23 protein-coding genes, 1 tRNA gene and 1 pseudogene are annotated in these 20,687 nt (G+C 59.7%); 12 read left to right on the plus strand and 13 right to left on the minus strand.

What is annotated here, in order from left to right:
- Window positions 1–363 (plus strand): FliM/FliN family flagellar motor switch protein, encoded by a 363-nt coding sequence (locus tag KBW81_RS05345; RefSeq protein WP_254248589.1) that lies wholly within the window; start codon window positions 1–3, stop codon window positions 361–363.
- Window positions 364–561: 198 nt separating this feature from the next.
- Here KBW81_RS05345 and KBW81_RS05350 read toward each other — a convergent pair whose 3' ends face one another.
- The 3 genes from KBW81_RS05350 to KBW81_RS05360 are packed head-to-tail and all read right to left on the minus strand — an operon-like array spanning window position 562 to window position 1,832.
- Window positions 562–966, minus strand: coding sequence for a protein tyrosine phosphatase family protein (locus KBW81_RS05350; RefSeq protein WP_254248590.1), 405 nt, complete (start codon window positions 964–966; stop codon window positions 562–564).
- Window positions 967–975: 9 nt separating this feature from the next.
- The gene (locus tag KBW81_RS05355) at window positions 976–1,407 is read right to left on the minus strand and encodes a DUF6691 family protein (protein WP_254248591.1); all 432 of its coding nucleotides are present in this window, start codon (window positions 1,405–1,407) and stop codon (window positions 976–978) included.
- Complete coding sequence (locus tag KBW81_RS05360) at window positions 1,407–1,832, minus strand: YeeE/YedE family protein (RefSeq protein ID WP_254248592.1); 426 nt, start codon at window positions 1,830–1,832, stop codon at window positions 1,407–1,409. The genes KBW81_RS05355 and KBW81_RS05360 overlap by 1 nt, the downstream gene beginning before the upstream one ends.
- A 106-nt stretch (window positions 1,833–1,938) precedes the next feature.
- Between KBW81_RS05360 and KBW81_RS05365 the strand changes: the two genes are divergently transcribed.
- Window positions 1,939–2,229, plus strand: coding sequence for an ArsR/SmtB family transcription factor (locus tag KBW81_RS05365; protein WP_254248593.1), 291 nt, complete (start codon window positions 1,939–1,941; stop codon window positions 2,227–2,229).
- Here the strand turns inward: KBW81_RS05365 and KBW81_RS05370 are convergent.
- A complete protein-coding gene (locus KBW81_RS05370) occupies window positions 2,226–2,441 on the minus strand; it encodes a hypothetical protein (RefSeq protein WP_175499115.1) in 216 nt (71 codons plus the stop codon). The two genes, KBW81_RS05365 and KBW81_RS05370, sit on opposite strands and share 4 nt — an antisense overlap.
- A 113-nt stretch (window positions 2,442–2,554) precedes the next feature.
- Between KBW81_RS05370 and KBW81_RS05375 the strand changes: the two genes are divergently transcribed.
- Window positions 2,555–2,818 carry a DUF2312 domain-containing protein gene (locus KBW81_RS05375; protein WP_254248594.1) on the plus strand — a complete coding sequence of 88 codons (264 nt, stop codon included), beginning with the start codon at window positions 2,555–2,557 and terminating at the stop codon, window positions 2,816–2,818.
- A gap of 89 nt (window positions 2,819–2,907) precedes the next feature.
- On the opposite strand, the gene KBW81_RS05380 is transcribed toward KBW81_RS05375, so the two are convergent.
- Window positions 2,908–3,783: a hypothetical protein gene (locus KBW81_RS05380; RefSeq protein WP_254248595.1), complete on the minus strand. Its 876-nt coding sequence runs from the start codon at window positions 3,781–3,783 to the stop codon at window positions 2,908–2,910.
- Window positions 3,784–3,874: 91 nt separating this feature from the next.
- Here KBW81_RS05380 and KBW81_RS05385 point away from each other — a divergent pair, with 91 nt between their 5' ends.
- Together KBW81_RS05385 and KBW81_RS05390 are read left to right on the plus strand one after the other, a co-directional pair.
- Entirely contained in the window at window positions 3,875–5,524 is a 1,650-nt protein-coding gene (locus KBW81_RS05385) for an ABC transporter permease (protein WP_254248596.1), read from the plus strand.
- Window positions 5,525–5,566: 42 nt separating this feature from the next.
- Window positions 5,567–5,642, plus strand: a tRNA-Thr gene (locus KBW81_RS05390).
- A gap of 326 nt (window positions 5,643–5,968) precedes the next feature.
- Here KBW81_RS05390 and ribB read toward each other — a convergent pair.
- From ribB to KBW81_RS05420, 6 genes are all read right to left on the minus strand, one after another.
- Window positions 5,969–6,613: a 3,4-dihydroxy-2-butanone-4-phosphate synthase gene (gene ribB / locus KBW81_RS05395; RefSeq protein ID WP_254248597.1), complete on the minus strand. Its 645-nt coding sequence runs from the start codon at window positions 6,611–6,613 to the stop codon at window positions 5,969–5,971.
- A gap of 14 nt (window positions 6,614–6,627) precedes the next feature.
- Window positions 6,628–7,113 (minus strand): flavin reductase family protein, encoded by a 486-nt coding sequence (locus KBW81_RS05400; protein WP_254248598.1) that lies wholly within the window; start codon window positions 7,111–7,113, stop codon window positions 6,628–6,630.
- Window positions 7,100–8,374 carry an amidase gene (locus KBW81_RS05405; protein WP_254248599.1) on the minus strand — a complete coding sequence of 425 codons (1,275 nt, stop codon included), beginning with the start codon at window positions 8,372–8,374 and terminating at the stop codon, window positions 7,100–7,102. The genes KBW81_RS05400 and KBW81_RS05405 overlap by 14 nt, the downstream gene beginning before the upstream one ends.
- On the minus strand, window positions 8,371–9,792 hold the full coding sequence (locus tag KBW81_RS05410; protein ID WP_254248600.1) for an amidase: 1,422 nt from the start codon (window positions 9,790–9,792) through the stop codon (window positions 8,371–8,373). The genes KBW81_RS05405 and KBW81_RS05410 overlap by 4 nt, the downstream gene beginning before the upstream one ends.
- 11 nt (window positions 9,793–9,803) lie before the next feature.
- Entirely contained in the window at window positions 9,804–10,886 is a 1,083-nt protein-coding gene (gene rutA / locus KBW81_RS05415; RefSeq protein WP_254248601.1) for a pyrimidine utilization protein A, read from the minus strand.
- A 148-nt stretch (window positions 10,887–11,034) separates the two neighbouring features.
- Window positions 11,035–11,793, minus strand: a complete 759-nt coding sequence (locus tag KBW81_RS05420) for a GntR family transcriptional regulator (protein ID WP_254248602.1) — start codon at window positions 11,791–11,793, stop codon at window positions 11,035–11,037.
- Between the two features lie 89 nt (window positions 11,794–11,882).
- Here KBW81_RS05420 and KBW81_RS05425 point away from each other — a divergent pair, with 89 nt between their 5' ends.
- The 7 genes from KBW81_RS05425 to KBW81_RS05455 all read left to right on the plus strand — a co-directional run bounded on the left by KBW81_RS05425 (window position 11,883) and on the right by KBW81_RS05455 (window position 19,011).
- A complete protein-coding gene (locus tag KBW81_RS05425) occupies window positions 11,883–13,112 on the plus strand; it encodes an MFS transporter (protein ID WP_254248603.1) in 1,230 nt (409 codons plus the stop codon).
- A 142-nt stretch (window positions 13,113–13,254) separates the two neighbouring features.
- Window positions 13,255–14,337 (plus strand): sugar ABC transporter substrate-binding protein, encoded by a 1,083-nt coding sequence (locus KBW81_RS05430; RefSeq protein ID WP_254248604.1) that lies wholly within the window; start codon window positions 13,255–13,257, stop codon window positions 14,335–14,337.
- Between the two features lie 3 nt (window positions 14,338–14,340).
- Window positions 14,341–15,942, plus strand: a complete 1,602-nt coding sequence (locus KBW81_RS05435) for a sugar ABC transporter ATP-binding protein (RefSeq protein ID WP_254248605.1) — start codon at window positions 14,341–14,343, stop codon at window positions 15,940–15,942.
- The gene (locus KBW81_RS05440) at window positions 15,939–16,937 is read left to right on the plus strand and encodes an ABC transporter permease (protein ID WP_254248606.1); all 999 of its coding nucleotides are present in this window, start codon (window positions 15,939–15,941) and stop codon (window positions 16,935–16,937) included. Before KBW81_RS05435 ends, KBW81_RS05440 begins: the two co-directional genes overlap by 4 nt.
- Window positions 16,937–17,104, plus strand: coding sequence for a hypothetical protein (locus tag KBW81_RS05445; protein ID WP_254248607.1), 168 nt, complete (start codon window positions 16,937–16,939; stop codon window positions 17,102–17,104). Before KBW81_RS05440 ends, KBW81_RS05445 begins: the two co-directional genes overlap by 1 nt.
- Window positions 17,101–18,393 (plus strand): amidase, encoded by a 1,293-nt coding sequence (locus tag KBW81_RS05450; RefSeq protein WP_254248608.1) that lies wholly within the window; start codon window positions 17,101–17,103, stop codon window positions 18,391–18,393. The genes KBW81_RS05445 and KBW81_RS05450 overlap by 4 nt, the downstream gene beginning before the upstream one ends.
- A gap of 18 nt (window positions 18,394–18,411) precedes the next feature.
- Window positions 18,412–19,011 carry a malonic semialdehyde reductase gene (locus tag KBW81_RS05455; RefSeq protein ID WP_254248609.1) on the plus strand — a complete coding sequence of 200 codons (600 nt, stop codon included), beginning with the start codon at window positions 18,412–18,414 and terminating at the stop codon, window positions 19,009–19,011.
- A gap of 41 nt (window positions 19,012–19,052) precedes the next feature.
- Here the strand turns inward: KBW81_RS05455 and KBW81_RS05460 are convergent, their stop codons facing one another.
- Window positions 19,053–19,679 (minus strand): isochorismatase family protein, encoded by a 627-nt coding sequence (locus tag KBW81_RS05460; RefSeq protein WP_254248610.1) that lies wholly within the window; start codon window positions 19,677–19,679, stop codon window positions 19,053–19,055.
- 230 nt (window positions 19,680–19,909) lie between these two features.
- Window positions 19,910–20,430, minus strand: a pseudogene (locus KBW81_RS05465) (IS3 family transposase); the annotation flags it as partial.
- Window positions 20,431–20,687: the final 257 nt, after the last annotated feature.

Genomic DNA, 20,687 nt, shown 5'->3' on the forward strand with positions numbered 1-20,687 from the left:
ATGACGCTGGATTGCGGCGGGCCGGATCGGCAGGGGATGATGCTGCTGGCGCTGCCATTGCAGGGTTCGGCGCTGGCCGATACGCAGGCGGCCAGCCCGGATGTCCCCATCGCCGATTGGCACAGCCTTTTGAACGATACGGTCATGACAGCCCCGGCGCGGCTGGACGCGGTGCTGCACCGGATGAAACTGCGGCTGTCAGTGATGACGGGGTTGCAAGTCGGGCAGATTTTACCGCTGCAAGGGTGCACGGTGGGCATGGTGCGGCTTGTCGATCTGAACGGGCGCACCGTGGCGCGCGGGCGGCTTGGGCAGATCGCTGTGCGAATCCAAGCCTGCGCCGATATTATCCCGATGACCTAAATGGATGGCGGCGCATCAGAGCCGCCGGAACGTGCCATGCGCACCCGTGCGAGCGATATGGCCGCGCCGCAGTTTATGATGGACGACGGCGACGCCGATAGCGAAGAGGAGATGGATTGGTCTGCAGCACCTTTGCCGCTGTCGCTTTAGCGGGGCAGGATCACGCAGGCCCAGCGGGTTGGACCTGCGTGCAGTGCCTTAGCCTAGACGGTCGCGCAGGCCGCTGATGTCATAGCCGCCCGTGGCCGCTGCCGCGATAATGGCGTCCGGGTCCATCTTGCCGGCTTGGCCCAAGGCCCAGACAATCGTGGACCGTGTGCCAGAGGCGCAATAGGCCAGCGTTTTGCCGCTGGCGGCGGCCTGCGCTTGCAAGGCGACCATATCGGCGTTCAGGCCTTGGTGCGTGACCGGGTTGACGACAAAGGTCAGGCCCTCCGCCTCGATCGCGGCGCGCACCGCGTCAGCCTGATGGCTTGGCGGCACTTCTGCATCGGGGCGATTGCAGATGACGGTGACAAAACCCGCCGCCTTGATCGCGCCTGCATCGGCAGGATCGATCTGAGGCGCGGAGGCGTAGGCGGGGGTGATTTGACGAATATCCATGTTGCAGGATTACCGCGCCGCCGGGCCCGCGTCTAGCCGCTTGGTGATGGCGGGGGCGACAAGCATGCCCGCGATCATCGCGGCGACAAAGATGATGCCGCCCAGGCCCCCCCAAAACAGCGATGCCATGGCCGGACCGGGGCACAGACCCACCAGCGCCCAGCCCATACCGAACAGCACCGAACCGGTGACCAGCTTTGTGTCTAGCTGGGTGCCGGATTGCACCGGAAACTGCCCGCCCAGCACAGGGCGGCGACCGATCGTCCAGCGCCAGGCCAGCGCCATTGGCAGGATTGCCCCGCCCATGACATAGGCCAGCGTCACGTCCCAGTCGCCAAAGAAATCAAGGAATCCCTGCACTTTGGCCGTATCTGTCATGCCTGACAGCAACAGCCCGGTGCCAAAGATACCGCCCACAAGAAAGCTGACAAGTTTGCGCATTACAGACCTCCGACGATGCCGCGCAGGGCGGCGATGGTGACGGCCCCTACGCCGATATAGATTAAGGTGGCGATAATCCCGCGCAGGCTGAGCCGGCTAATGCCGCAGACGCCGTGGCCGCTGGTGCAACCGTTCGCCAGCCGCGTGCCGATCCCGACCAGCACGCCTGCCACGACGATCAGCCCCATGTTGGATGTCAGGTGTGTTTGTGCGCCGCCCATGGCCAGCGCGATCACGCCCGGCACTACGATAAGGCCGGCGATCATGGCGAGCCGCTCTCCTGCGTCGCTGCGGCCACTACCGTCCACAAGTCCGCCAAGCAGGCCAGAGGCCCCCATGATCCGCCCGTTCACCAGCAGGAACAGCGCTGCCGCCCCGCCGATCAGCAAACCGCCGATCAATCCCATGATCCAATCTATTGGCACAGTGTCGTTCCTTTTCCTTTTGCGCAAAGCCGTTTACCCTTGCAGGGCAGACATCGCCACTTATGCATTTGTTCCCCCGCCGCAAGCCCCGAACCAAAGGCCGAATATGACGCAGACCGACTGGGACACCGCCGACCACGCCGCTGCTGTGCTGAAACGGCTAGCCAACCCGATGCGCCTGCGTCTGCTGCTGGCGTTGCGCGGCGGGCCGCAATCGGTCAGCGTTTTGCAAGTGATGGTCGGGGCCACGCAGCCCGCGGTATCGCTACAGCTGCTACGGATGCGCAATGACGGGTTGGTCAGCTGCTACCGCGACGCAGATGACGCGCGCATTATGCTCTATGCCGTGGCAGAGCCGCGGATGCTGGCGCTGCTGGACATGGCCGCGACGATTTAAGCTAGCAATACGCCGACAACGACCATCATCAGTCCCAGCATGGCTGAAAAGAACGCGGCTAGGTTTATCGGCATCTGCTTGGCGATCTGCGCGCGCAGCGCTTCGTCGTCCAAACCGGCGCGTTTGGCGCGGATCACGGCCGTCACGGAATAAAGGACGCCGCACAGGCCCAGTACAGACACGATCGCGCCAGCCCAGATAAGATAGATCATTGCCCATGCCCCCATATATTGCGCGCATCCGCTACCGTGTCAGCCAGCGCCTTGCAAGGGGCGGGGTCAGCGGCTAGGAACGGGCTCGACCCATACCGCGCAGGAGAAACCCGATGTCCGATACACCCCCCAACATCCAGACCGAGAACGTTGCCGGCGAAGAGCTGCGCCAGTTTATCGAGCGGTATGAGCGGCTTGAGGCGGAAAAGAAGGACATCGTCGAAGGCCAGAAAGAGATCATGGCTGAAGCCAAGGGTCGCGGCTATGACGTGAAAGTCCTGCGCAAGATCATTGCCATGCGCAAGCGTGACAAGGACGATCTGGACGAAGAAGAGGCCGTGCTGGAAATGTACATGGCCGCATTGGGCATGAGCTAAGCCATTTGGCTTGACCGGGCTGCGCATCGCGCGGCCCATTTGCGCTATTGTGATTGCGGCGCGATCCCGACGTGGGGCGGGCCTGCGCATCAGGGCATGATAAAGGTGACGTCCGGCATCTGCGCGATGCGTAGCACATCTTCGTCATAAGCCGCTGACATATCCTCGATATCCTCTGGCGTCATACCGGGCATATCGACGACTTCTTCCACCTCTTCTGCGATGGCGTATTTGTCCAAGAACGCAGCAATGATGCGCCGCTTTTGCGCATCGTTCGCGGGCGGATGGGCCTGCATGTAGTGCAAAAAGCGGCTCATGCCTTCCTTGGACATGATGGACGCGAGCAGGTCAAAGCCGCCCGTGATCTGCACGTCGGGGGTCAGTCCGGCAATGTCGCGCACCAGCTCTGCCCAGATCAGCGGCGTGTCCTCGTTGCACCAGCAGGTCAGCGTCGCCTCTGGTGCGATGCTGCGGATACGGCGCACCAGATCGGACCAGCGCATGTTATGCGGATCGAACCCCTGCATGAACGCCGGAAAGCTATCCGCCTTTGACCGCCGGTAAGCGTCTGGCAAAAAGGTCACCGGATCGCGCAGCGACAGGTAAATATCCAGCTCGTCCTGCGGGAACAGTTGCAGCATGGCGCGCAGTTTGAACTCTGCTTGGGCGTAAAAGGCACCGCCATCGAATATGCGGTTCGGGATGCAGATAAAGTTCGTATTGCTCATCACCAGACGGTTCGGGTCGTCGTCTTCGACAATGGCGTCCAGTAGGATCTGGCGCGTATCGGGGGTGGGGGCTGCGCCATTCAGGTTCTGGATCGTTTCCCGGATCAGGCGGCGATAGGTGCTGGGGCCGGGGGCGCTGATATCATGGGTGGCCAAAAGGTCGGCGTTTTTCAGGATCGATTTGAGCAGCAGATCTTCGTCGGTGCAATTGGCCCCGATGTGCAGCGCGATTTCCATGATGGCCCCAAGCAAATGTTCTTGTTTATCTTGGCGCGCAGCATAACGGGAAATCTGGACAGGGGAAACGCTTTCCGGTAGGCGCTGGCCTATGTCAGAGCAAAGCACTCAGGTATTGCCCGCCGCCCGCCGCAAGGCGTGGTTCGATCCGTGGTCCGCAGGGGCGGTCTTGATCGCCTGCGTCGTTTTGGCCCCGCTGGTGGCGGTCGTCTGGTTCGCCCTGACGCCGACGGACAACATCTGGCCACATCTGCTGTCGACTACATTGCCGCGCTACGTGGTGAACACCGGCCTGATGATGCTGGGCACCGGCGCCTTGACCGCAGTTGTCGGCACGGCGACGGCTTGGCTCGTTGTGATGTACCGCTTTCCGGGGCGGCGCTGGCTGCAATGGGCGCTGCTGATGCCGCTGGCCGTGCCCGCCTATGTCGGTGCCTATGCGCTGGTTGATTTCCTTGATTACGCAGGTCCGGTGCAAACCGCGCTGCGCAGTACCTTCGGCTGGGCCACGTCCCGCGATTATTGGTTCCCGCAGATCCGCACACGCGGCGCGGCGATTTTGGTCATTGGCGCCGCGCTTTATCCTTACGTCTACCTGCTGGCCCGCGCCGCGTTCCGCGAACAAGGCGGGGCAGGGTACGAGGTCGCGCGCGCCTTGGGCGCAGGGCCCTTTGCCCGCTTCTGGCGCGTGGGTCTGCCGCTGGCCCGCCCCGCCATCGCTGCAGGCGTTGCTGTCGTGATGATGGAGACCGTGAACGATTTCGGGACCGTCGATTATTTCGCCGTGCAGACGCTAACCACTGGTATTTTCTCGGTCTGGCGGCAGGGCGGTAATCTGGGCGGGGCTGCGCAGCTGGCCTGTGTGATCCTGTCGGTCATCGTGATCCTTGTTGGGTTGGAAAAGACATCTCGTCGCCGCTCTCGCTTTGCTACATCGGCCCGCAACGTGCGCCCCGTCACCCCGGCGCAGCTGCGCGGGGCAGGGGCCGTTGCTGCGACATTGGCCTGCGTTTTACCCGTGCTGGCGGGCTTTGTGCTGCCCGTCGCCGTGTTGACATCGCATGCGTTGACCGCTGCGCAATGGACCGCGCCGGGCTTGGCAGAGGCGTTCGGCCGCACGCTGCTGGTCTGCGGGCTGGCAGCGGTTCTGGCCGTGATCGGCGGCGTATTCATGGTCTACGGCACGCGCCTGTCAGGCCGCCGTCTGCCGCAGCTGCTGCTGCCGGTCACAGCGCTCGGCTACGCCGCGCCGGGTGCCGTGCTGGCGCTGGGCATCCTTGTGCCCTTGGCGGCCTTCGATAACGGCCTTGCCGATCTGATTCTGTCCATCACAGGCCGCGATCCCGGTTTGCTGCTGACAGGCAGCGCTGGCGTGCTGATCCTGGCTTACGTCGTGCGCTTCTTTGCGATCGCCGAGGGCACTGCTGACGCAGCCCTCGGCCGCGTCCCCGCCAGCCTACCCATGGCTGCGCGGTCACTGGGCCGCAGCGCAGGCCAAACCCTGCGCGCCGTGCACCTGCCGTTGATTCGCGCCAGCATCGGATCGGCCCTGCTGCTGACCTTTGTCGATGCGGTTAAAGAGCTGCCAGCAACCCTAATGCTGTACAATCATGACACCCTATCGACCCGCGTCTATGCGAAAGCGAGCCTTGAAAATATCGCCGAAGCCGCCCCCGCCGCGCTGGTGATCTGCGGCGTTGGCCTGCTCGCCGTCATTTTGCTGGCCCGCGCGCATAAGTAGGGTCTTGCACCCCCCCCAAAGTGACGTTATTCCGCCCTCAGTGCCCCTATAGCTCAGCTGGTAGAGCAACTGATTTGTAATCAGTAGGTCCGCGGTTCGAGTCCGTGTGGGGGCACCATTTAGATACTTTAAGATGCTGATTTTATTTCATTAAAGCGTCTGAAGTCATTACGGTATACCCATAATTATACACCCTTGGCTCCGTGGTCGCGGGGTAAATTATCTTGATTCGCAACCCATTAAATATCGGGGGCCGCCTCAATGGTGTCGGATCAGGCGGTCATGCTTTCAATCTTATGATGGTCTAAGTGAGCTGGTGGTCAGTTATAGGCACCGTTGGCGCTAGGCCTTAAACTCAAAATCCAAAGATCACGAATGCAGCTAGAGTGATTGCTAGCAACTTGGCAATGGTCAAAATATGGATGGCGCGATCACGCCGTTGAGTCAGACAACTATGCAAGCGATAATTTCATCGATTGTTACCAGCGGCATGCCGGACGCGGCCTTAAGGTCTGCGATGTCGCTGTAGGTCGCCATGCGGCCGTCGTCGGTCATGGCCTCGCACAGGACGCCCGTCGGGGTGAGCCCGGCTAACTGCATCAGGGCGAGGGTTGCTTCTGTATGTCCTCTGCGGGCGCGCAGGCCTTCGGGGTGGGCGATCAAAGGAAAAACGTGACCAGGACTGCGCAGGTCAGTCGCCGATGCTGATGCCGCGCAGAGCGTCGTAATCGTGCGCGTACGATCGTGAGCAGAGACGCCGGTCGTGACACCCGTCTTCGCCTCGACCGATATGGTGAAGGGTGTTTTGTACGGCGATGCGTTGTCCGCAACCATGGGCGGCAAACCCAATGAGTCGGCGCGATCTTGTGTAATCACTGCGCAGACGATGCCGGAGCCATGTCGGATCATGAGGGCCATCTGCTCCTCTGTCAGGGTTTCGGCTGCAAAGACAAAGTCACACTCGTTTTCACGGTTCGGATCATCGGCAACGATTACGCCTTGGCCGTTTTGCAGGGCGGCAATCGCGTCGGCCATTGCGGGAGACATTGTGGGCGTGACTGCAGGGGTCATGTTCTGGGTGTGCTTCATGATTTCAATCTCCTCTATGTGATCTGAGTGAGGGTGCCAAAGCGACCCCCATGATAAGTCAGTGGTGCTGCCTCGTCCTGCAGCCAGACGTTCTCGATCAGGCCGAACAGGACGGTGTGGGTGCCTTGGGCCATGTGATGCGAGGTCCGGCAGTCAAAGCTTACGCAGGCACCCTGCAAAGCCGGTGCGCCGGTCTGGCGTGCGGTCCAATTGCCAACGTCGAACCGCGTTTCGCGATCCTTCGGCGTGGCAAAGCGGGTCGCAATGGAGGATTGGTTGGCGGACAGGACATTGACGCAAAAAGATCCGGATTGGATCAGATGCTCGTGGATCGATGCCGTCCGGTTAACACAAATCAGCAAGGTCGGGGGCGCGGCGCATACGGACGTGACTGCCGTTGCGATCAGGCCATAGCGCACGCCATCCCGCTGCGTGGTGATTAAGCTGACGCCGGCTGCAAGGCGGCGCATACCGTTGGTAAAATCTTCAGGCTGGGTCAAGCGCTGTCTCCTTTGAGGCCAGGAACGGGGCGATGCGGCTCGCGATCTGCAGCAGTAAACCGTCAGAGCCGCGCGGGCCGATCAATTGCAAACCGATGGGCAGTCCGTTTGCCGATCCGCCAGTTAATGCGACGCACGGCATCTGCATGGCCGTCCAGAGCGAGTTAAACACCGGATCGCCCGGCGTGCAGCCAAGAGGGGCTGTTCCGGGGGCAGCAGGGGCAAGCAGGGCATCTATTCCGGCGTCGCACATCAGCACCTCTAGCTGGCTAGCGAGATGTAGGATGCGGTCACGGGCGATAAACGCGTCGCGCATTGTCTGCGCGGTGCGGCTGGCGATGCGATCGTAAAAATCAGCATGCAATTGGCCTGGGTTTTGGCGTGCAAGAGGCAGAAATGCGCTGGCACCTTCCGCAAACATAACGGCCCGGTGCAACTGATCGAGAACAGCAAAGGCCGGCGGCAAATCAAAGCTCTGCGCTGATGGCATGCGCGAAGCCCCTGCCATCAGCGCAGCCATCGGTGGGGTCAGGTGATCGACGTAAGGCGTGTTGCACAATCCGATGCGTGGGGCAGTTGGGGCGGCGGCCGTTGGCAGATCGAACACTTGGGCCATGAGAGTCAGATCAGCGATGTCACGCGCATGAAAGCCCACTGTATCAAAGCTGGGCGCGTAGCGCTTCATCCCCTCGGTCGAAATTAGGCCAAAGCTAGGTTTTATAGCCGTGATGCCGCAAAAGCTTGCAGGCCGGATCGTCGATCCACCGGTCTGTGTGGATAGCGCTAAGGGCACATGAAAATCAGCCACTGCAGCCGCCGACCCGGCAGATGATCCCCCGGGCGTGTGGGCGAAGCTGGCCGGATTGCAGGTTGCCGCATTACGCCCAGCCGCGGCAAATTCTGTGGTGTCAGTTTTGCCGATGATGATCGCGCCTGCCGCCCGCAGCAAGCCGACTGCCGCCGCATCCGTCGCAGGGCGATGGCCTGCAAATATTGGCGAGTTATAAGTGGTTGCCATTGCCGCCGTGTCAAAGACGTCCTTGATCCCAACCGGCACGCCCGCCAACGGGCGCGGATCATCGGCGCTGATCGCTGCGGCCTCTGCCTCTGCCTCCGGGTTCAAGCATAGCCATGCCTTGACCGCGCCGTCGCGGGCTTTGATCCGGGCAAGGCTCGCGCGGGTTAGATCAAGCGCGGTGAAGTCGCCGCGCCGCAGACCCAGCCGTGCTGCGGTCGCGGTCAGTTGTGTCAGGTCTTTCATGGTGTGATCCTGTGGTGGTCCGTCGCGCCTTGAAACGCAGTTCCCATCGCAAGACATAGCGCATCGTCATAGGGCCGCCCGATTATTTGCACCCCCAGCGGCAGCCCACTGCGTCCCGTCCCAGCGGGAAGCATAAGCGCAGGAAACCCCGTCAGATCCCAGATCATCGTATTGCGGGAGATGATGTCAAACCCGTGGGTCTGCTCGTCGATATCGATGACTAGGCCGTCCAGGTGGCCCGCTTCGCCGCCAAGGCCGGGGGTAACGATCAAGTCCACATCCCAGCGCGCCATCAGCCGCTCAATCAACGTCGTCCGATGTGACATGGCGAGCAAATAGTCAGCCGCTGTCAGGGTGTCGCCGCGGGCGATACGCGCTTGCAGGCCTGCGTCTTGTTCACCGCGGCGAACGGCGTTGTGTCGTTGGCTGGCCGAAAGCTCTGCCGTTAGGATGGTCCATCCCGCTTCGTGGTTGGTGGCCATGTCGCCAAATAGGTCGACGGTCGACATTGGCACAAGGGCCGCGCCCAAGTCCTGCATAACCGACAGTGCATCTGTCCATGCGGTCAATACGGCAGTGTCGACAATTTCTGTAAACCACCCATCCGGCACGCCGATGCGCAAGGGCCGCATCGCAACGGGATCGAGGTTAGCCATCACTGCCATGACGCGGGACAAATCCGCTGCCGACAAGCCCAGCGGACCAAGGTGGTCCAAGGTCCAGCTCAGCGGGGCGATCCCCTCGGTGCTCAACAGTGCGCGGGTCGGCTTAAGCCCCGTAACCCCGCACCAGCAGGACGGCACCCGGACCGAACCGCCAGTGTCCGTTCCCAGCGCGAACGGCATCATGCGCCGCGCGACCGCAGCGCCCGATCCGGTCGATGATCCGCCCGTCCATCGGGCTGCGTCATGGGGGTTGGTCACCACGCCATGGCGCGGGTTGAACGGTGATCCTGCCGCATATTCCGTCGTCGCCAGAATCGCGACCGGGATCGCGCCCGCCGCTCGCAGCCGGGCCACGCCATCCGCATCGGCAGCCGCGATCTGGTGTCCTGTCAGCGCGGACCCGCATGTGATTTCCGCACCGGCCACGTCGATGATCGCCTTGACGCCAAACGGCACGCCTTCTAGCGGGCGGGCGGTGCCATTTTGCCAACGCCGGGCCGAGGCCTGCGCTGCATCGCTGACATCAAGCACGGACAGCACCGCCTCGCATGCCGCGGGGGCAGCAATGCTGCTCGCAAATCGCGCCATTTCAGCCTGCGGTGTCGTCTGCCCGCTTGCATAACGCGCCAGCAAATCGCCAACGCCGCCGGGCACATCTGGTGCGACAAATGGGGCAGGGACGCGGCTGATGCGGCGCAAATCTAGGGTGCGAAACGGGTCGGCGGGCAAGCTTGCGCTTGGCCCGCCTGTCATAGAGCCATCCATCATTCTGCCGCGATGGCCAGTTTTTCCTGCCGGCAAGTCATCAGCGGCTGCACTTTCGTGCCAAAGGCATCGAGCCCTCCAAGGAAATCATCGAAGGTCATCATGATGCCCTTTACGCCCTCGATGCTGGCAACCTCGTCCAGCATGGCCGCGACTTTGGCGTAGGACCCGACAAGCGTGCCCATGTTAAAGTTCACCGCGCCCTCTGGCAGATTGATGTGCTTTGCGGTCGATGTCTCATCGGCGGTGGAATCCTTAGACCCCTGATCGGCCATCCAGGCCAGTGCATCCGCATCGACGCCAGAGCGCAGATGCTCCCATCGGGCCATCGCCAGTTCGTCGGTTTCATCGGCGATAATCATGAACAACACATAAGCGCCTACATCGCGGCCGGTCTTTTCAGCGGCGGTGACAAGGTTCGCGGCTGCGTCCGAAAACGCCAGCGGCGTGTTAATGCCAACGCCCATGACAAAGTTATAATCCGCGTGCTCTGCCGCAAAGGCCATGCCTTTGGCCGATTGGCCTGCCGCAACAATCTCTACTTTTTCGGGGCGGGGCGACAGTTTGCAGTCGTCCATGGTGAAATGCTCGCCCTTAAAATCGGACGATCCCTTTTCCCACAGATCTCGCATCACCTGCACGTATTCGCCGCCGTAGGCATAGCGGTAGCCGAAGTATTCATCGCCGGGCCAGATATCCATCTGGGTGTATTCGTTTTTGGCCCAGCCGGTCACAATGTTAATACCAAACCGGCCCGGCGCGATGCTATCTACGGTACTGGCCATGCGAGCCACAATCGCAGGCGGTAGTGTCAGGATCGCAGTCGAGGCGAAAAGCTTGATCTTGCTCGTTACGGCAGCAAGGCCGGCCATCAACGTGAAGCTTTCTAGGTTATGGTCCCAGAACTCTGTCTTGCCGCCAAAGCCGCGGAGCTTGATCATAGAAAGCGCGAATTCCAGACCGTAACCTTCAGCCTTTTGAACGACCTGTTTGTTCAACTCGAACGACGGCATGTATTGCGGCGCGGTTTCCGAAATCAGCCAGCCGTTGTTCCCGATTGGAATGAAGACACCCATGTCCATGACAAAACCCTCTGTGTTATGTTTGTATGGACATAGTTTGGCTATCGCCTCGGATAGCTAGTTAAGAATGGTTTATTTGTACGGACAAAGTCATATTTTTCGCGTTTGATCTATTAATTTGCGCTGAATGGTGGCCTGTGCTGAATTCTTAGGCCGATGTTGTCTCTCCCTCTCCGGCGGATAGGACGGTGCGATAGCTGAATCGGTCAGCGGGTAGGGTCTGGATCGCGTATTCCAGTAGCCGTCCCCGCGACGACAGATAGCGGCGTGTCATCCGCAGGGCCAAAGCGCCGGCGGGCAGGTCCATCTTCTCGGCTAGCTCCGTGTCCAGCTGCACGGGCTTCAGTTCTTGGTGAATCGAGGCGATCCGCTCGCCGGTATAACTCTCGACCATATGGAATAGCGCCTGACGCAGCACATCGACGCCTTGCAGTACCTCTGCGACGCTTTCATCTAGATAAACTTCGTTCCAACAAAATGGTACGTCTTCGCCTTTGAAGTACCGCAGGCCAGCGGCGTAGGTAAAGGTGCGCCCCGGCGGTATCCCCATTTCTGTCGCGATGTCGGCGCGGGCGATGACCTGTGATTTGGTCTGAAAGTGGAGTTCTGAATCGCGTGAAAAATCGAACAGGTCGTGGCGTGATTGTCCGCGAAAGCGGGTGCGCCAATCGGTGCCACGGCTTTCGACTTTGGTGCCGACGCCTTTGCGGGCAGACAGGGTGCCATTGCGCTTTAGCTGTTCGATCGCCTGGCGCACGGTATGACGCGACACCTGAAACGCAGCGACCAGTTCCGCCTCAGTCGGCAGAAGGGTGCCAACGGGGTAAATGTCGTCACGGATACGCTGCTCTAGCTTGTGTGCGATCTGCATATAAAGCGGTGTCGCACGGTCGTTATGAATTGACATAAAGGGGAGGGCCGCCTCTTGCTATTTGTCCGGACATATGCGCACTTCTTGAGTAAGAGAGTGGAGATTACCCAGTGTCACAACGTATTATGTCAACTGCACCCGCCTTTGGCGAGACTAACCAGACAAATGCCAATCTTTGGTTGACCTTGGCGCGCATGACCTTCGTACAAATTGCAGCAACCGCTAGTGTCCTGGCGCTGACAGCACTTGCACCTATCGTGGCAGAGACCTTGCACGTCGGGGCCTACTGGATTGGCTATCAGGTCAGTTTTATTTATTTCGCGGGCCTTTTTGCATCGTTGAGCGCTGGTAGCCTTGTTGCGCGCCTAAGTGGAGAAGCAATTATCGCGCTGGAACTGGTCCTGTTAATCATTGGTCTGGCGATGTTGGCTAGCGCCTTGCCGGCTCTTATGATCCTTGCCTCTGTCCTGTTCGGCATAGCCTACGGCATTAACAATCCCGCATCATCGGTGATCTTGCACGAGGTGACGCCTGCCAAGCGCCGCAGTCTAGTTTTTTCGTTGAAGCAAAGCGGCGTACCGCTGGGCGCTGTCGTGGCAAATGCATTCTTACCGCTGGTGGCGCTGTGGCTCTCGGGGTGGCAGGCGGCGATCCTGTCGTTGATGGTCGTGCCGGTAATCTTGCTGGCCTTTACCCTACGCCACACCGGACGCACGCCGCATCCCGTCCGGGTGCAGGGCCCCGGCATATTGGCGACCGCGATTGCTGAACAACGCGCGGTGCTAACAGATCCTTCTCTGCGCACCTTGGCGGCGCTTGGTTGTCTGTTCTCTGCCATGCAACTGACTGTAACCGCCTTTGCGGTCGTATCCCTCGTGGAAATCGGGTGGAGTATATATGCCGCCGGCCTGCTAGGCGCGGCCTTGCAAATTGCCGGTGCCTCTGGCCGGGTGGGTTGGGGGGTTGTTGCCGACCGGTTCGGACCGTTCCGCGTGCTGTCGATGCTGGGCTTTGTCGGGGGCGGGCTGTCGCTACTGTTGTATTTTCAACCGACCTTACCGGTGTCCGTGCTTACGGTCACCATGATTTGCCTTGGTGCTTGCGCGTCAGGCTGGAACGGCGTGTTTCTGGCCGCCATTGCCCGAACCGCGCCGCCGGGCCGGGTGGGGGCCGCGACGGGGGCGATCTTGTCTTATACCTTTATAGGCGTCATCGTCGGTCCGTCGATCTTTGCGGCAATCTTCCATATGCTTGGTAGCTATCCGTTGTGCTTTGCCGTGTTTTCGATTCCCGGTCTGATTGGCGGCGTGCTGGGTGCGCGGCGACATAACCTTTCAAAGTTTGTCCGTACATAAAATTCAGGCAGGATCGCAAGATTCTGCCTGTCTTTTTAGCATTTAAAGCCTGCGGCCGGAAAAAGTGTAAAAAACCCCTTTCAATACATCTAACTTTGTACGGACATATCTACAGGACGTAAATTTGCAGGGGATATGAAAGATGAAGACTTACCACTTGGCGCTATTAATGCCGCTTATCATGCCGCAGATCGCTCAAGCCGATGCAATGAGTGATGCACAGGACCTGATCGCCGCACACCGCATCATTCCCGACTTTGCAGCGCAGGGCGAACCCTTTGACGCTAAGGCTTGTATGGCCGACAAAAAGGTCTTTTCCATCCCTGTCACAATGACGATCCCTTTCACCGTTGCGCTAGAGGACGCGATGGCCCGCGCCGCTGCCGATGTGGGGTTCGAATATACCGTTTGGGAAACGCAGGGCGGTATGGATTCTTACATCCAAGGTGTCGATCAGGCGATAACACAGGGCTATGAACTGATCGACCTGACAGGCGGTCTAAACCCCGTAGTCATCGGCCCGCAACTGATGCAGGCAAAAGCCGCCGGAGCCATGATTACTACAACGCACCTTTATGACGATACGCAGGAACAGGCTGATTTCGTCGATGCGTCAGCGAAGGTGCCGTTCTCTGCGGTGGGCGAAATCCTAGCCGCTTGGGCCTATGTGCAGACGACAGGTGCACCGAACGTGCTGATCATCGGGTCCGACGACATTCTGCCGTCGCTGCCCTATGTCGAAAGCATTCAAGCCAAGTTGTCGGAATTTTGTCCCGACTGCGAACAGCAATATCTGAACGTCCCGTTGGCTGAATGGGGCACGCGCATCCAATCCGGCGTGCAGTCGGCGTTGCTGGCCAACCCGGACATCAACTACATCCTTCCGATCTATGACAGTATGTCGCAATTCGTCACCCCTGCGCTCCGAATTGCCGGGGCCGATGTGCCAATCGCCAGCTTTAACGGTACGCCCTTTGTGCTGGATATGGTGCGTGAAGGCACGGTGGAAATGGACATTGGCGAAAGCCTTGGATGGGCTGGTTACGCCGCCGTCGATGCGCAGATGCGCCAGCTTTGCGGATTAGAGGTGCCGACCGATCTAGGAATCCCTTTGGTCATTTTTGACAAGGACAACGTCGAAACCACTGGTATTCCCGCTAATTTTGATAACGGCTATGGCGACGCGCATATTGAAGGTTTTCGCAAACTCTGGATGCTGGACTAAGACATGGCTGTCCAGCCCCTAGCATCGCCCGGCGTATCCCCACATGACGCCGATATTCTGCGCATGTCGCATATCCGGATGAAGTTCGGCCCGGTTGAAGTGCTTAAAGACGTCAACTTGACGTTGAGGCGCAAAGAAATCGTCGGTCTGCTGGGGGCAAACGGATCGGGAAAATCCACCTTGATCAAGGTTCTAGCGGGGTTCAATTCGCCTGAACCGGGGAGCGGTCTGCGGCTATGGGGCGAAGACCTGCCTCTGCCACTAGACGCATCCCGCATCCGGCAGATGGGCGTCGCCTTTGTCCATCAGCATCTGGCGCTGATCCCAACGCTGTCGGTCATCGACAACATGCTGATCTCTGACACGTCGCGACGACCGTTTGGCATCAACTGGCGGTCAGAGCGGCGCAAGATTGTCGCCCTAATGGAAGAATTCGACCTTGGGATCGATCCGGGTGCCATCGTGGAAACCTTGTCACCGGTCGAACGCGCCTTTGTGGCGATCGTCCGCGCCTTTGCCGAATTGCGCCGGTCCGATGCGGGCCGGGCCGGAGAGGGAGTTTTGGTGCTGGACGAGCCGACGCCGTTCCTGTCCGTCGCCGATGTCGAGAAGCTGTTTACAGTGCTGCGCAGTATCAAGAAAACCGGTGCTTCTGTGATTATTGTTACCCATGACATCGACGAAGTCCTAAGCCTGACCGACCGCGTTGCCGTCATGCGCGACGGGCGGTTGGCGGCAATGTTGCAGACGAAGGAGACCAGCCGCCAGCAGATCCTAGACACAATCGTAGGCCGCGCAATTTCTGCATACGTCCGTGCAGATCGTCCTACGCCAAGCCAGCGCAATGTCATTATCGAAGGTTTGACTGGCGGGCGTTGCGCCGGGCTGGATGCGGAAGTTAAGGCGGGCGAAATTTTGGGGCTGACCGGTTTGATCGGCTCTGGCTTTGCTGATGTGCCTTACCTTTTGTTTGGCGCGACGCCCGCCAGGGGGCTGGTGAGCGTTGGCGATACCTGCTTGGACGCCGCAAAGATGCCGCCTGCAAAAGCGCATAGCGCTGGCATTGCCTTGCTGCCGGGTGACCGGATGGGGCAGGGCGGCGTGGGCTCTTTGTCGGTGACTGAAAACGCGACTTTTCTAGCGCTGCCGCGGCTGCGGCGCGGGCCGGGTATCAGCCATGCCGCCATGACGCGGGCGACGAATGAACTGATCGTTCAGCACGACGTGCGCCCCGCCAATGCCGCCGCCGACCTTGGCAACCTGTCGGGCGGCAACCAGCAAAAGGTGCTGCTGGGAAAATGGCTGGCGGAAAAACCGCGTTTGCTGTGTCTGGATGAACCCACACAGGGCGTCGATTACGGTGCACGCCAGCAAATCTTTGCCGCGCTGGACGAAGCCGCCGCGCAAGGAATGTCGATCCTTGTCGCCTCGACAGATCATGAACAGCTGGCACAGCTGTGCGACCGGGTCATCGTGTTCCGCCGGGGCCTGCCTGTGCTGATCCTGACCGGGCGGGAGGTCGAGAAGAGTAACATCGCACGCGCCTGCCTTGGCATTGATGCCGCCACCCCTGATAATCAAACCGCTACGGAGGTCTTCGCATGACCGCACAAACCACAAGTCCCCCGATTCAGCCAGCGCGGCGCAACTGGACCAAGGATATCGAACGCTTTGCACTGTTGGGCGCGTGGGCGGTTCTAATAGCGATCTTCGCGCTCGCGGTGCCCGATACCTTTCTTACATGGCGAACCTTCAGCTCTATGTTTGGCTCTCAGGCAGTTCTGGTGGTCCTTAGCCTTGCGATCCTTGTGCCGCTGACGGCGGGAGATTTCGATTTGTCGGCAGCCAACGTGCTGGTCTTTTCTGCGATGCTGGTCGCGGTGACGAACGTGCAACTGGCCCTTCCTATCGGGCTCAGCATCATTCTTGCCATCGGAGTAGGTGCGGCGATTGGTGCGGTCAACGCGGTTTTCATCCTGTATTTCCGCATCCATTCCCTGATCATCACACTTGGTGTCGGCACATTCTTGCAAGGATTGACCCTGTGGATGTCGAGAAGCCGCACTATCTCTGGCATCTCAATGGACTTGGTAGAGGTCGTGGTGATCCAGCGCTTTTTCGGCATCCCGCTTGCGTTTTACTACGGCCTCGCGCTGGCTCTGATCATGTGGTGGGTACTGGAATACACCATCGCCGGGCGAAAATTGCTGTTTGTCGGCCGGGGTCGCGAAGTCGCGCGATTGAACGGGGTCAAGGTCGATCGGGTGCGCGTGGTGTCCTTGATGGCATCATCGACGTTGGCGGCGATTGCTGGGGTGCTCTACGCGGGCATGACCGGATCGGCGGATCCAAATTCTGGCACCGGCCTGCTACTGCCCGCCTTTGCTGCAGCCTTCCTCGGCGCGACGACGCTTTATCCGGGGCGGTTCAACCCGCTGGGCACGTTGCTGTCGGTCTATTTCTTAATCACCGGGATCACTGGACTGACCATGATGGGGGCAGATGCGTTTGTACAAAGCCTGTTCTATGGCGGCGCGCTGGTCGTGGCCGTGTCGTTGTCGCAGCTTGTGCGCGGGCGCCAACCGCAGAGTTTTGGTTAATGTCTGATCCTATCCTCACCGCCTTCCTTGGTCGCCCGCCGACGCTGGAAGACCGTGCGATCTATGCCGATCAAACCGAGCGGCTGGTCGCCATCCGAACCAATCCCCTGCTGCCGACAACGACCGGGCTGCAGGATCTGCCACCCTTCGCGCCAGAGGTGCCATGACCCTTCCTGCCTTGCCAACGATCGCATTCCAGCGCCGCGCGCTGGCCAGTGGCCATATCACCGCAAACGAACTCGCTGCGCAGGCCATGGCGCTGGCGCAGACCAGTAGCGCCTTTGCTGTTGTGCGCCGATGCCCCAGTGGGACCGGCACGTTGTCCGGCATCCCCTTTGCCCACAAGGATATGTTTGACCGTCCCCGCGAGGCTGTAGGCATGGGCGCGCACCCCAGTGCCGCAAAAATAGCAGTTGGGTTGGCCACTGTGCTGGCTCGTCTCGACGCTGCCGGACAAGTCGATATTGGACGGCTTAAGATGAGCGAATTTGCCATGGGCCCGTCTGGTCACAATGCCTACCACGGCATGCCCATAAATCCATTGGTCCCCGGCGCAATCACTGGTGGTTCGTCGTCCGGCTCTGGCGTGGCGGTCGGAGCGGGCATTGTCGCGGCGGCGCTGGGGTCCGATACCGGTGGGTCAATCCGCATTCCTGCCGCCTGCAATGGCGTTGTTGGCTTCAAGCCGTCGCAGGGCCTTGTCCCCGTAGATGGCGCAATGCCGCTGTCGTGGACCCAAGACTGCATCGGGCCACTCGCGGCCTCCGTTGATTGTGCGGTGGTCATGCTGTCGATCATCTCTGGTCGTCCCTTGGGCGAAGGCCCGCGCGCGCTGCGCATTGGTCTGTTGTCTGGCCCCATGCAAGAATCCGCCAGCGTTCGCATGCAGGCCGCGATGGCCGATGTCGCCAAGCTCGCAGAGAAAGCTGGTCATACCCTAACCGACCTGCCGCTGAAATTTTTCGACGGCCTGACCGAACCAGCTAACGCAATCGCCATAAGCGAGGCAGCGACAGTGCATGCAGATCGCCTGCAAAGCCACTCTGGCACCTACGGCCCGCAGGTGCTTGCCCGGCTGGTCCAAGCCGCAGCGATCCCGGCGCAGGCATATCTGCGCGCCTTGCAAATCCGGCAATCCGGCCGGCAGTGCATGAGGCAGGTTTTCGCAGATTGCGATCTGTTCCTAATGCCGACCCTAGCAGATACACCGCCGCAGGGCGCTGCCGTCGATATTGGCAACGATCCTGACCTTAATCGCGTAATCGCGGGGCTGACCCGCTTTACGCGCCCAGCCTCAATTCTTGGCCTCCCATCGCTTAGCCTGCCTGTAGCGGTGACGGCAGACGGCCCGCTTTCGCTGCAAATCATAGGTCCCGCGGGGACCGAAGGCCGGATCGCTGCCTTTGCCCGCATGATTGAGGCTGCCGTTGCCCTTCGGCCCCAACACTCTCTCTAATTCCTTAAGGATAACTTTATGCTCGACATGAAAACGACCCTGCCGGACGACGCCATCGCCCAGCTTTTTACGCAAGCACGCAGCCAGAACGGCTGGCAGGATCGGGCCGTCCCAGATACCACGCTGCACGCGTTGTGGGATATTTTAAAGTTCGGCCCAACCTCGGCCAACTGCTCGCCCGGCCGGTTTGTCTTTGTCACCACGGACGCTGGCAAGGAACGACTGCGCCCCGCGTTGTCCGGCGGCAACTTAGAGAAAACCATGACCGCCCCGGTCTGTGCGATCATCGCTTGGGACCCTGCGTTCTATGACAAACTGCCCGAACTCTTTCCTCATACCGACGCCCGGCCGTGGTTCACGGGGTCAGAGAAAATGGCCCATGATACCGCCTTTCGCAACGGCACGTTAATGGGCGGCTATCTAATGCTGGCGGCCCGCGCGCTTGGATTGGATGTCGGCCCCATGTCAGGCTTTGACGTCGATATGGTGGAAACTGAATTCCTGAAAGAGCACGGTTGGAAGGCCAATTTTCTGTGCAATATCGGCTATGGTGATCCGTCCAACGTCTTTGGCCGCTTACCACGACTGGCCTTTGAAGACGCCTGCGCCATCGTGTGACTAGCTAGGGTGGGCGGGGCCGCGCTGGCCCCGTCCGATCCTTAGGCAGTAAGGCGATTTAAATAGTCTAGCGCTGATATCTCTGAAATGACGTCGGCGTATTTTGCGTTCATATCTAATAGGTTGGCCCTGTGCGGATCGTCGTGCCGGTCGCCGCAGGCATCTGCGATGACCGACGTGCGGAAGCCGTGGCTCATGGCATCAACGCACGTGGCGCGCACGCATCCCGATGTCGTGAGCCCGGTCAGTAGCACACTGTCGCAGCCCATCGCTGTCAGCATCGGTGCAAGCGACGTGCCAAAGAATGCGCTGGGGTATTGTTTTGTGACGATGATCTCGTCCTCGGTCGGTTCCAGGCCTGCTGTGAACTCTCCGGTGGCGCGGCCGGGCAGGAAAGCTTCCAGTGGGGCGGCCTTCTCGAAAAAGCGACCGCCGCTCAGGCCCTTTGGATCATATGTCACCTTCGTCAGGACAACTGGGATTCCAGCGACTGTCGCTGCAGCTCGAACCCTAAGGGCAGAGGCCAGTGAATCGTCAACGTTCGCGTACAAGGGGCATTTTGGGTCAAAGTAGGCATGTGCAAAGTCAATTAGAAGAAGGCAGGGGCGTTGGCCGAAGCCGACTGTCCTGTTGTAAACCTTTGCATAGTTGTCATTCAGATCGGTCATCTTATCCTCTTGTATCGTTCACTTTGGACTATGTACGTACAAACGGATGGCGTCAAAGAACACTTTCTGAAATTGTTCTCAGCGCGCCTGTCTTGGTCTTCATCCCTTGAAAATGGCCTGAATTCTGGAATAGCGCGCTGGCTGCCGATATATTTTTAAGCACTGTATGTAAATTTCCACCCAGGTGACCCGGGTGGTGCGGACAAAAACTTGGACTGTTTGCACGGTATAAGGCCGAGGTTTTTACGATATTCGATTGGGCTTCTACTACCAAAGGACATCTTGATGCGTGTTTCGTTATACCAGCGAATGTAAGCGTCAACCTCGTCAATTAACTGGGCCGCGGTGAAGGCCCGCCAATCGCGAGGATAGAAGAACCTAGTCTTCAGGTGTCCGAAGAAGCCTTCATATGCGGCGTTGTCTTGCGAAATCGCCTTTCGTGACATCGAACGAACGAGCTTTGCTGCCTCTAACGTTCCAGTTAGCCAAGCCAGCGATAATGGCCTCCGCGATCGCTATGGATTATGGGCCGCGCTTCGCTGTCAGCGATAGTCCCAACCGCTGCATCAAGCATAGTGTTGACTAGATCGGCGTCCGGTTTGGTCAATAAGGTCCAACTTATGACGAGCCCGTCGAAGTAATCGATGATTGGGGAAAGATAGACTTTTCCAGCTCGGACGTGGAACTCGGTGATGTCAGTTAGCCATTTCACTTTTGGCGCGGCCGCCTGGAAATCTCGGCATGTGATGTTCCACGCGGCTTTGGTGGCCAGCCACCATAATCCGGCCTTAAAACCTTTCGCAGACCGCCTGCGCGCTAACGGAAAACCACATAAGGTCGTCGTTACAGCCGTCGCCAGAAAACTTGTCACCGTCGCGAACGCGCTCTGCAAATCACGGCTCAATTGGGCTGATCCAGCAGCTTGAAGATATAGTTGCTAGGGGCTTGGGGGGCGACAATGTGGAGCATGTTGGCGTGCTGAGCACCGCAGGTCTTATCTACTTCCGT

The organism is Loktanella salsilacus, from assembly GCF_024206795.1.
Lineage (GTDB): Bacteria > Pseudomonadota > Alphaproteobacteria > Rhodobacterales > Rhodobacteraceae > Loktanella > Loktanella salsilacus.

Excerpts from the sequence above, each read along its gene's own strand:
- KBW81_RS05345 (WP_254248589.1), top strand. The coding sequence starts at position 1 with ATGACGCTGGATTGCGGCGGGCCGGATCGGCAGGGGATGATGCTGCTG.
- KBW81_RS05350 (WP_254248590.1), bottom strand. The coding sequence starts at position 966 with ATGGATATTCGTCAAATCACCCCCGCCTACGCCTCCGCGCCTCAGATC.
- KBW81_RS05355 (WP_254248591.1), bottom strand. The coding sequence starts at position 1,407 with ATGCGCAAACTTGTCAGCTTTCTTGTGGGCGGTATCTTTGGCACCGGG.
- KBW81_RS05365 (WP_254248593.1), top strand. The coding sequence starts at position 1,939 with ATGACGCAGACCGACTGGGACACCGCCGACCACGCCGCTGCTGTGCTG.
- KBW81_RS05370 (WP_175499115.1), bottom strand. The coding sequence starts at position 2,441 with ATGATCTATCTTATCTGGGCTGGCGCGATCGTGTCTGTACTGGGCCTG.
- KBW81_RS05375 (WP_254248594.1), top strand. The coding sequence starts at position 2,555 with ATGTCCGATACACCCCCCAACATCCAGACCGAGAACGTTGCCGGCGAA.
- KBW81_RS05380 (WP_254248595.1), bottom strand. The coding sequence starts at position 3,783 with ATGGAAATCGCGCTGCACATCGGGGCCAATTGCACCGACGAAGATCTG.
- KBW81_RS05385 (WP_254248596.1), top strand. The coding sequence starts at position 3,875 with ATGTCAGAGCAAAGCACTCAGGTATTGCCCGCCGCCCGCCGCAAGGCG.
- ribB (WP_254248597.1), bottom strand. The coding sequence starts at position 6,613 with ATGAAGCACACCCAGAACATGACCCCTGCAGTCACGCCCACAATGTCT.
- KBW81_RS05405 (WP_254248599.1), bottom strand. The coding sequence starts at position 8,374 with ATGAAAGACCTGACACAACTGACCGCGACCGCAGCACGGCTGGGTCTG.
- KBW81_RS05410 (WP_254248600.1), bottom strand. The coding sequence starts at position 9,792 with ATGACAGGCGGGCCAAGCGCAAGCTTGCCCGCCGACCCGTTTCGCACC.
- rutA (WP_254248601.1), bottom strand. The coding sequence starts at position 10,886 with ATGGACATGGGTGTCTTCATTCCAATCGGGAACAACGGCTGGCTGATT.
- KBW81_RS05420 (WP_254248602.1), bottom strand. The coding sequence starts at position 11,793 with ATGTCAATTCATAACGACCGTGCGACACCGCTTTATATGCAGATCGCA.
- KBW81_RS05425 (WP_254248603.1), top strand. The coding sequence starts at position 11,883 with ATGTCAACTGCACCCGCCTTTGGCGAGACTAACCAGACAAATGCCAAT.
- KBW81_RS05430 (WP_254248604.1), top strand. The coding sequence starts at position 13,255 with ATGAAGACTTACCACTTGGCGCTATTAATGCCGCTTATCATGCCGCAG.
- KBW81_RS05435 (WP_254248605.1), top strand. The coding sequence starts at position 14,341 with ATGGCTGTCCAGCCCCTAGCATCGCCCGGCGTATCCCCACATGACGCC.
- KBW81_RS05440 (WP_254248606.1), top strand. The coding sequence starts at position 15,939 with ATGACCGCACAAACCACAAGTCCCCCGATTCAGCCAGCGCGGCGCAAC.
- KBW81_RS05445 (WP_254248607.1), top strand. The coding sequence starts at position 16,937 with ATGTCTGATCCTATCCTCACCGCCTTCCTTGGTCGCCCGCCGACGCTG.
- KBW81_RS05450 (WP_254248608.1), top strand. The coding sequence starts at position 17,101 with ATGACCCTTCCTGCCTTGCCAACGATCGCATTCCAGCGCCGCGCGCTG.
- KBW81_RS05455 (WP_254248609.1), top strand. The coding sequence starts at position 18,412 with ATGCTCGACATGAAAACGACCCTGCCGGACGACGCCATCGCCCAGCTT.
- KBW81_RS05460 (WP_254248610.1), bottom strand. The coding sequence starts at position 19,679 with ATGACCGATCTGAATGACAACTATGCAAAGGTTTACAACAGGACAGTC.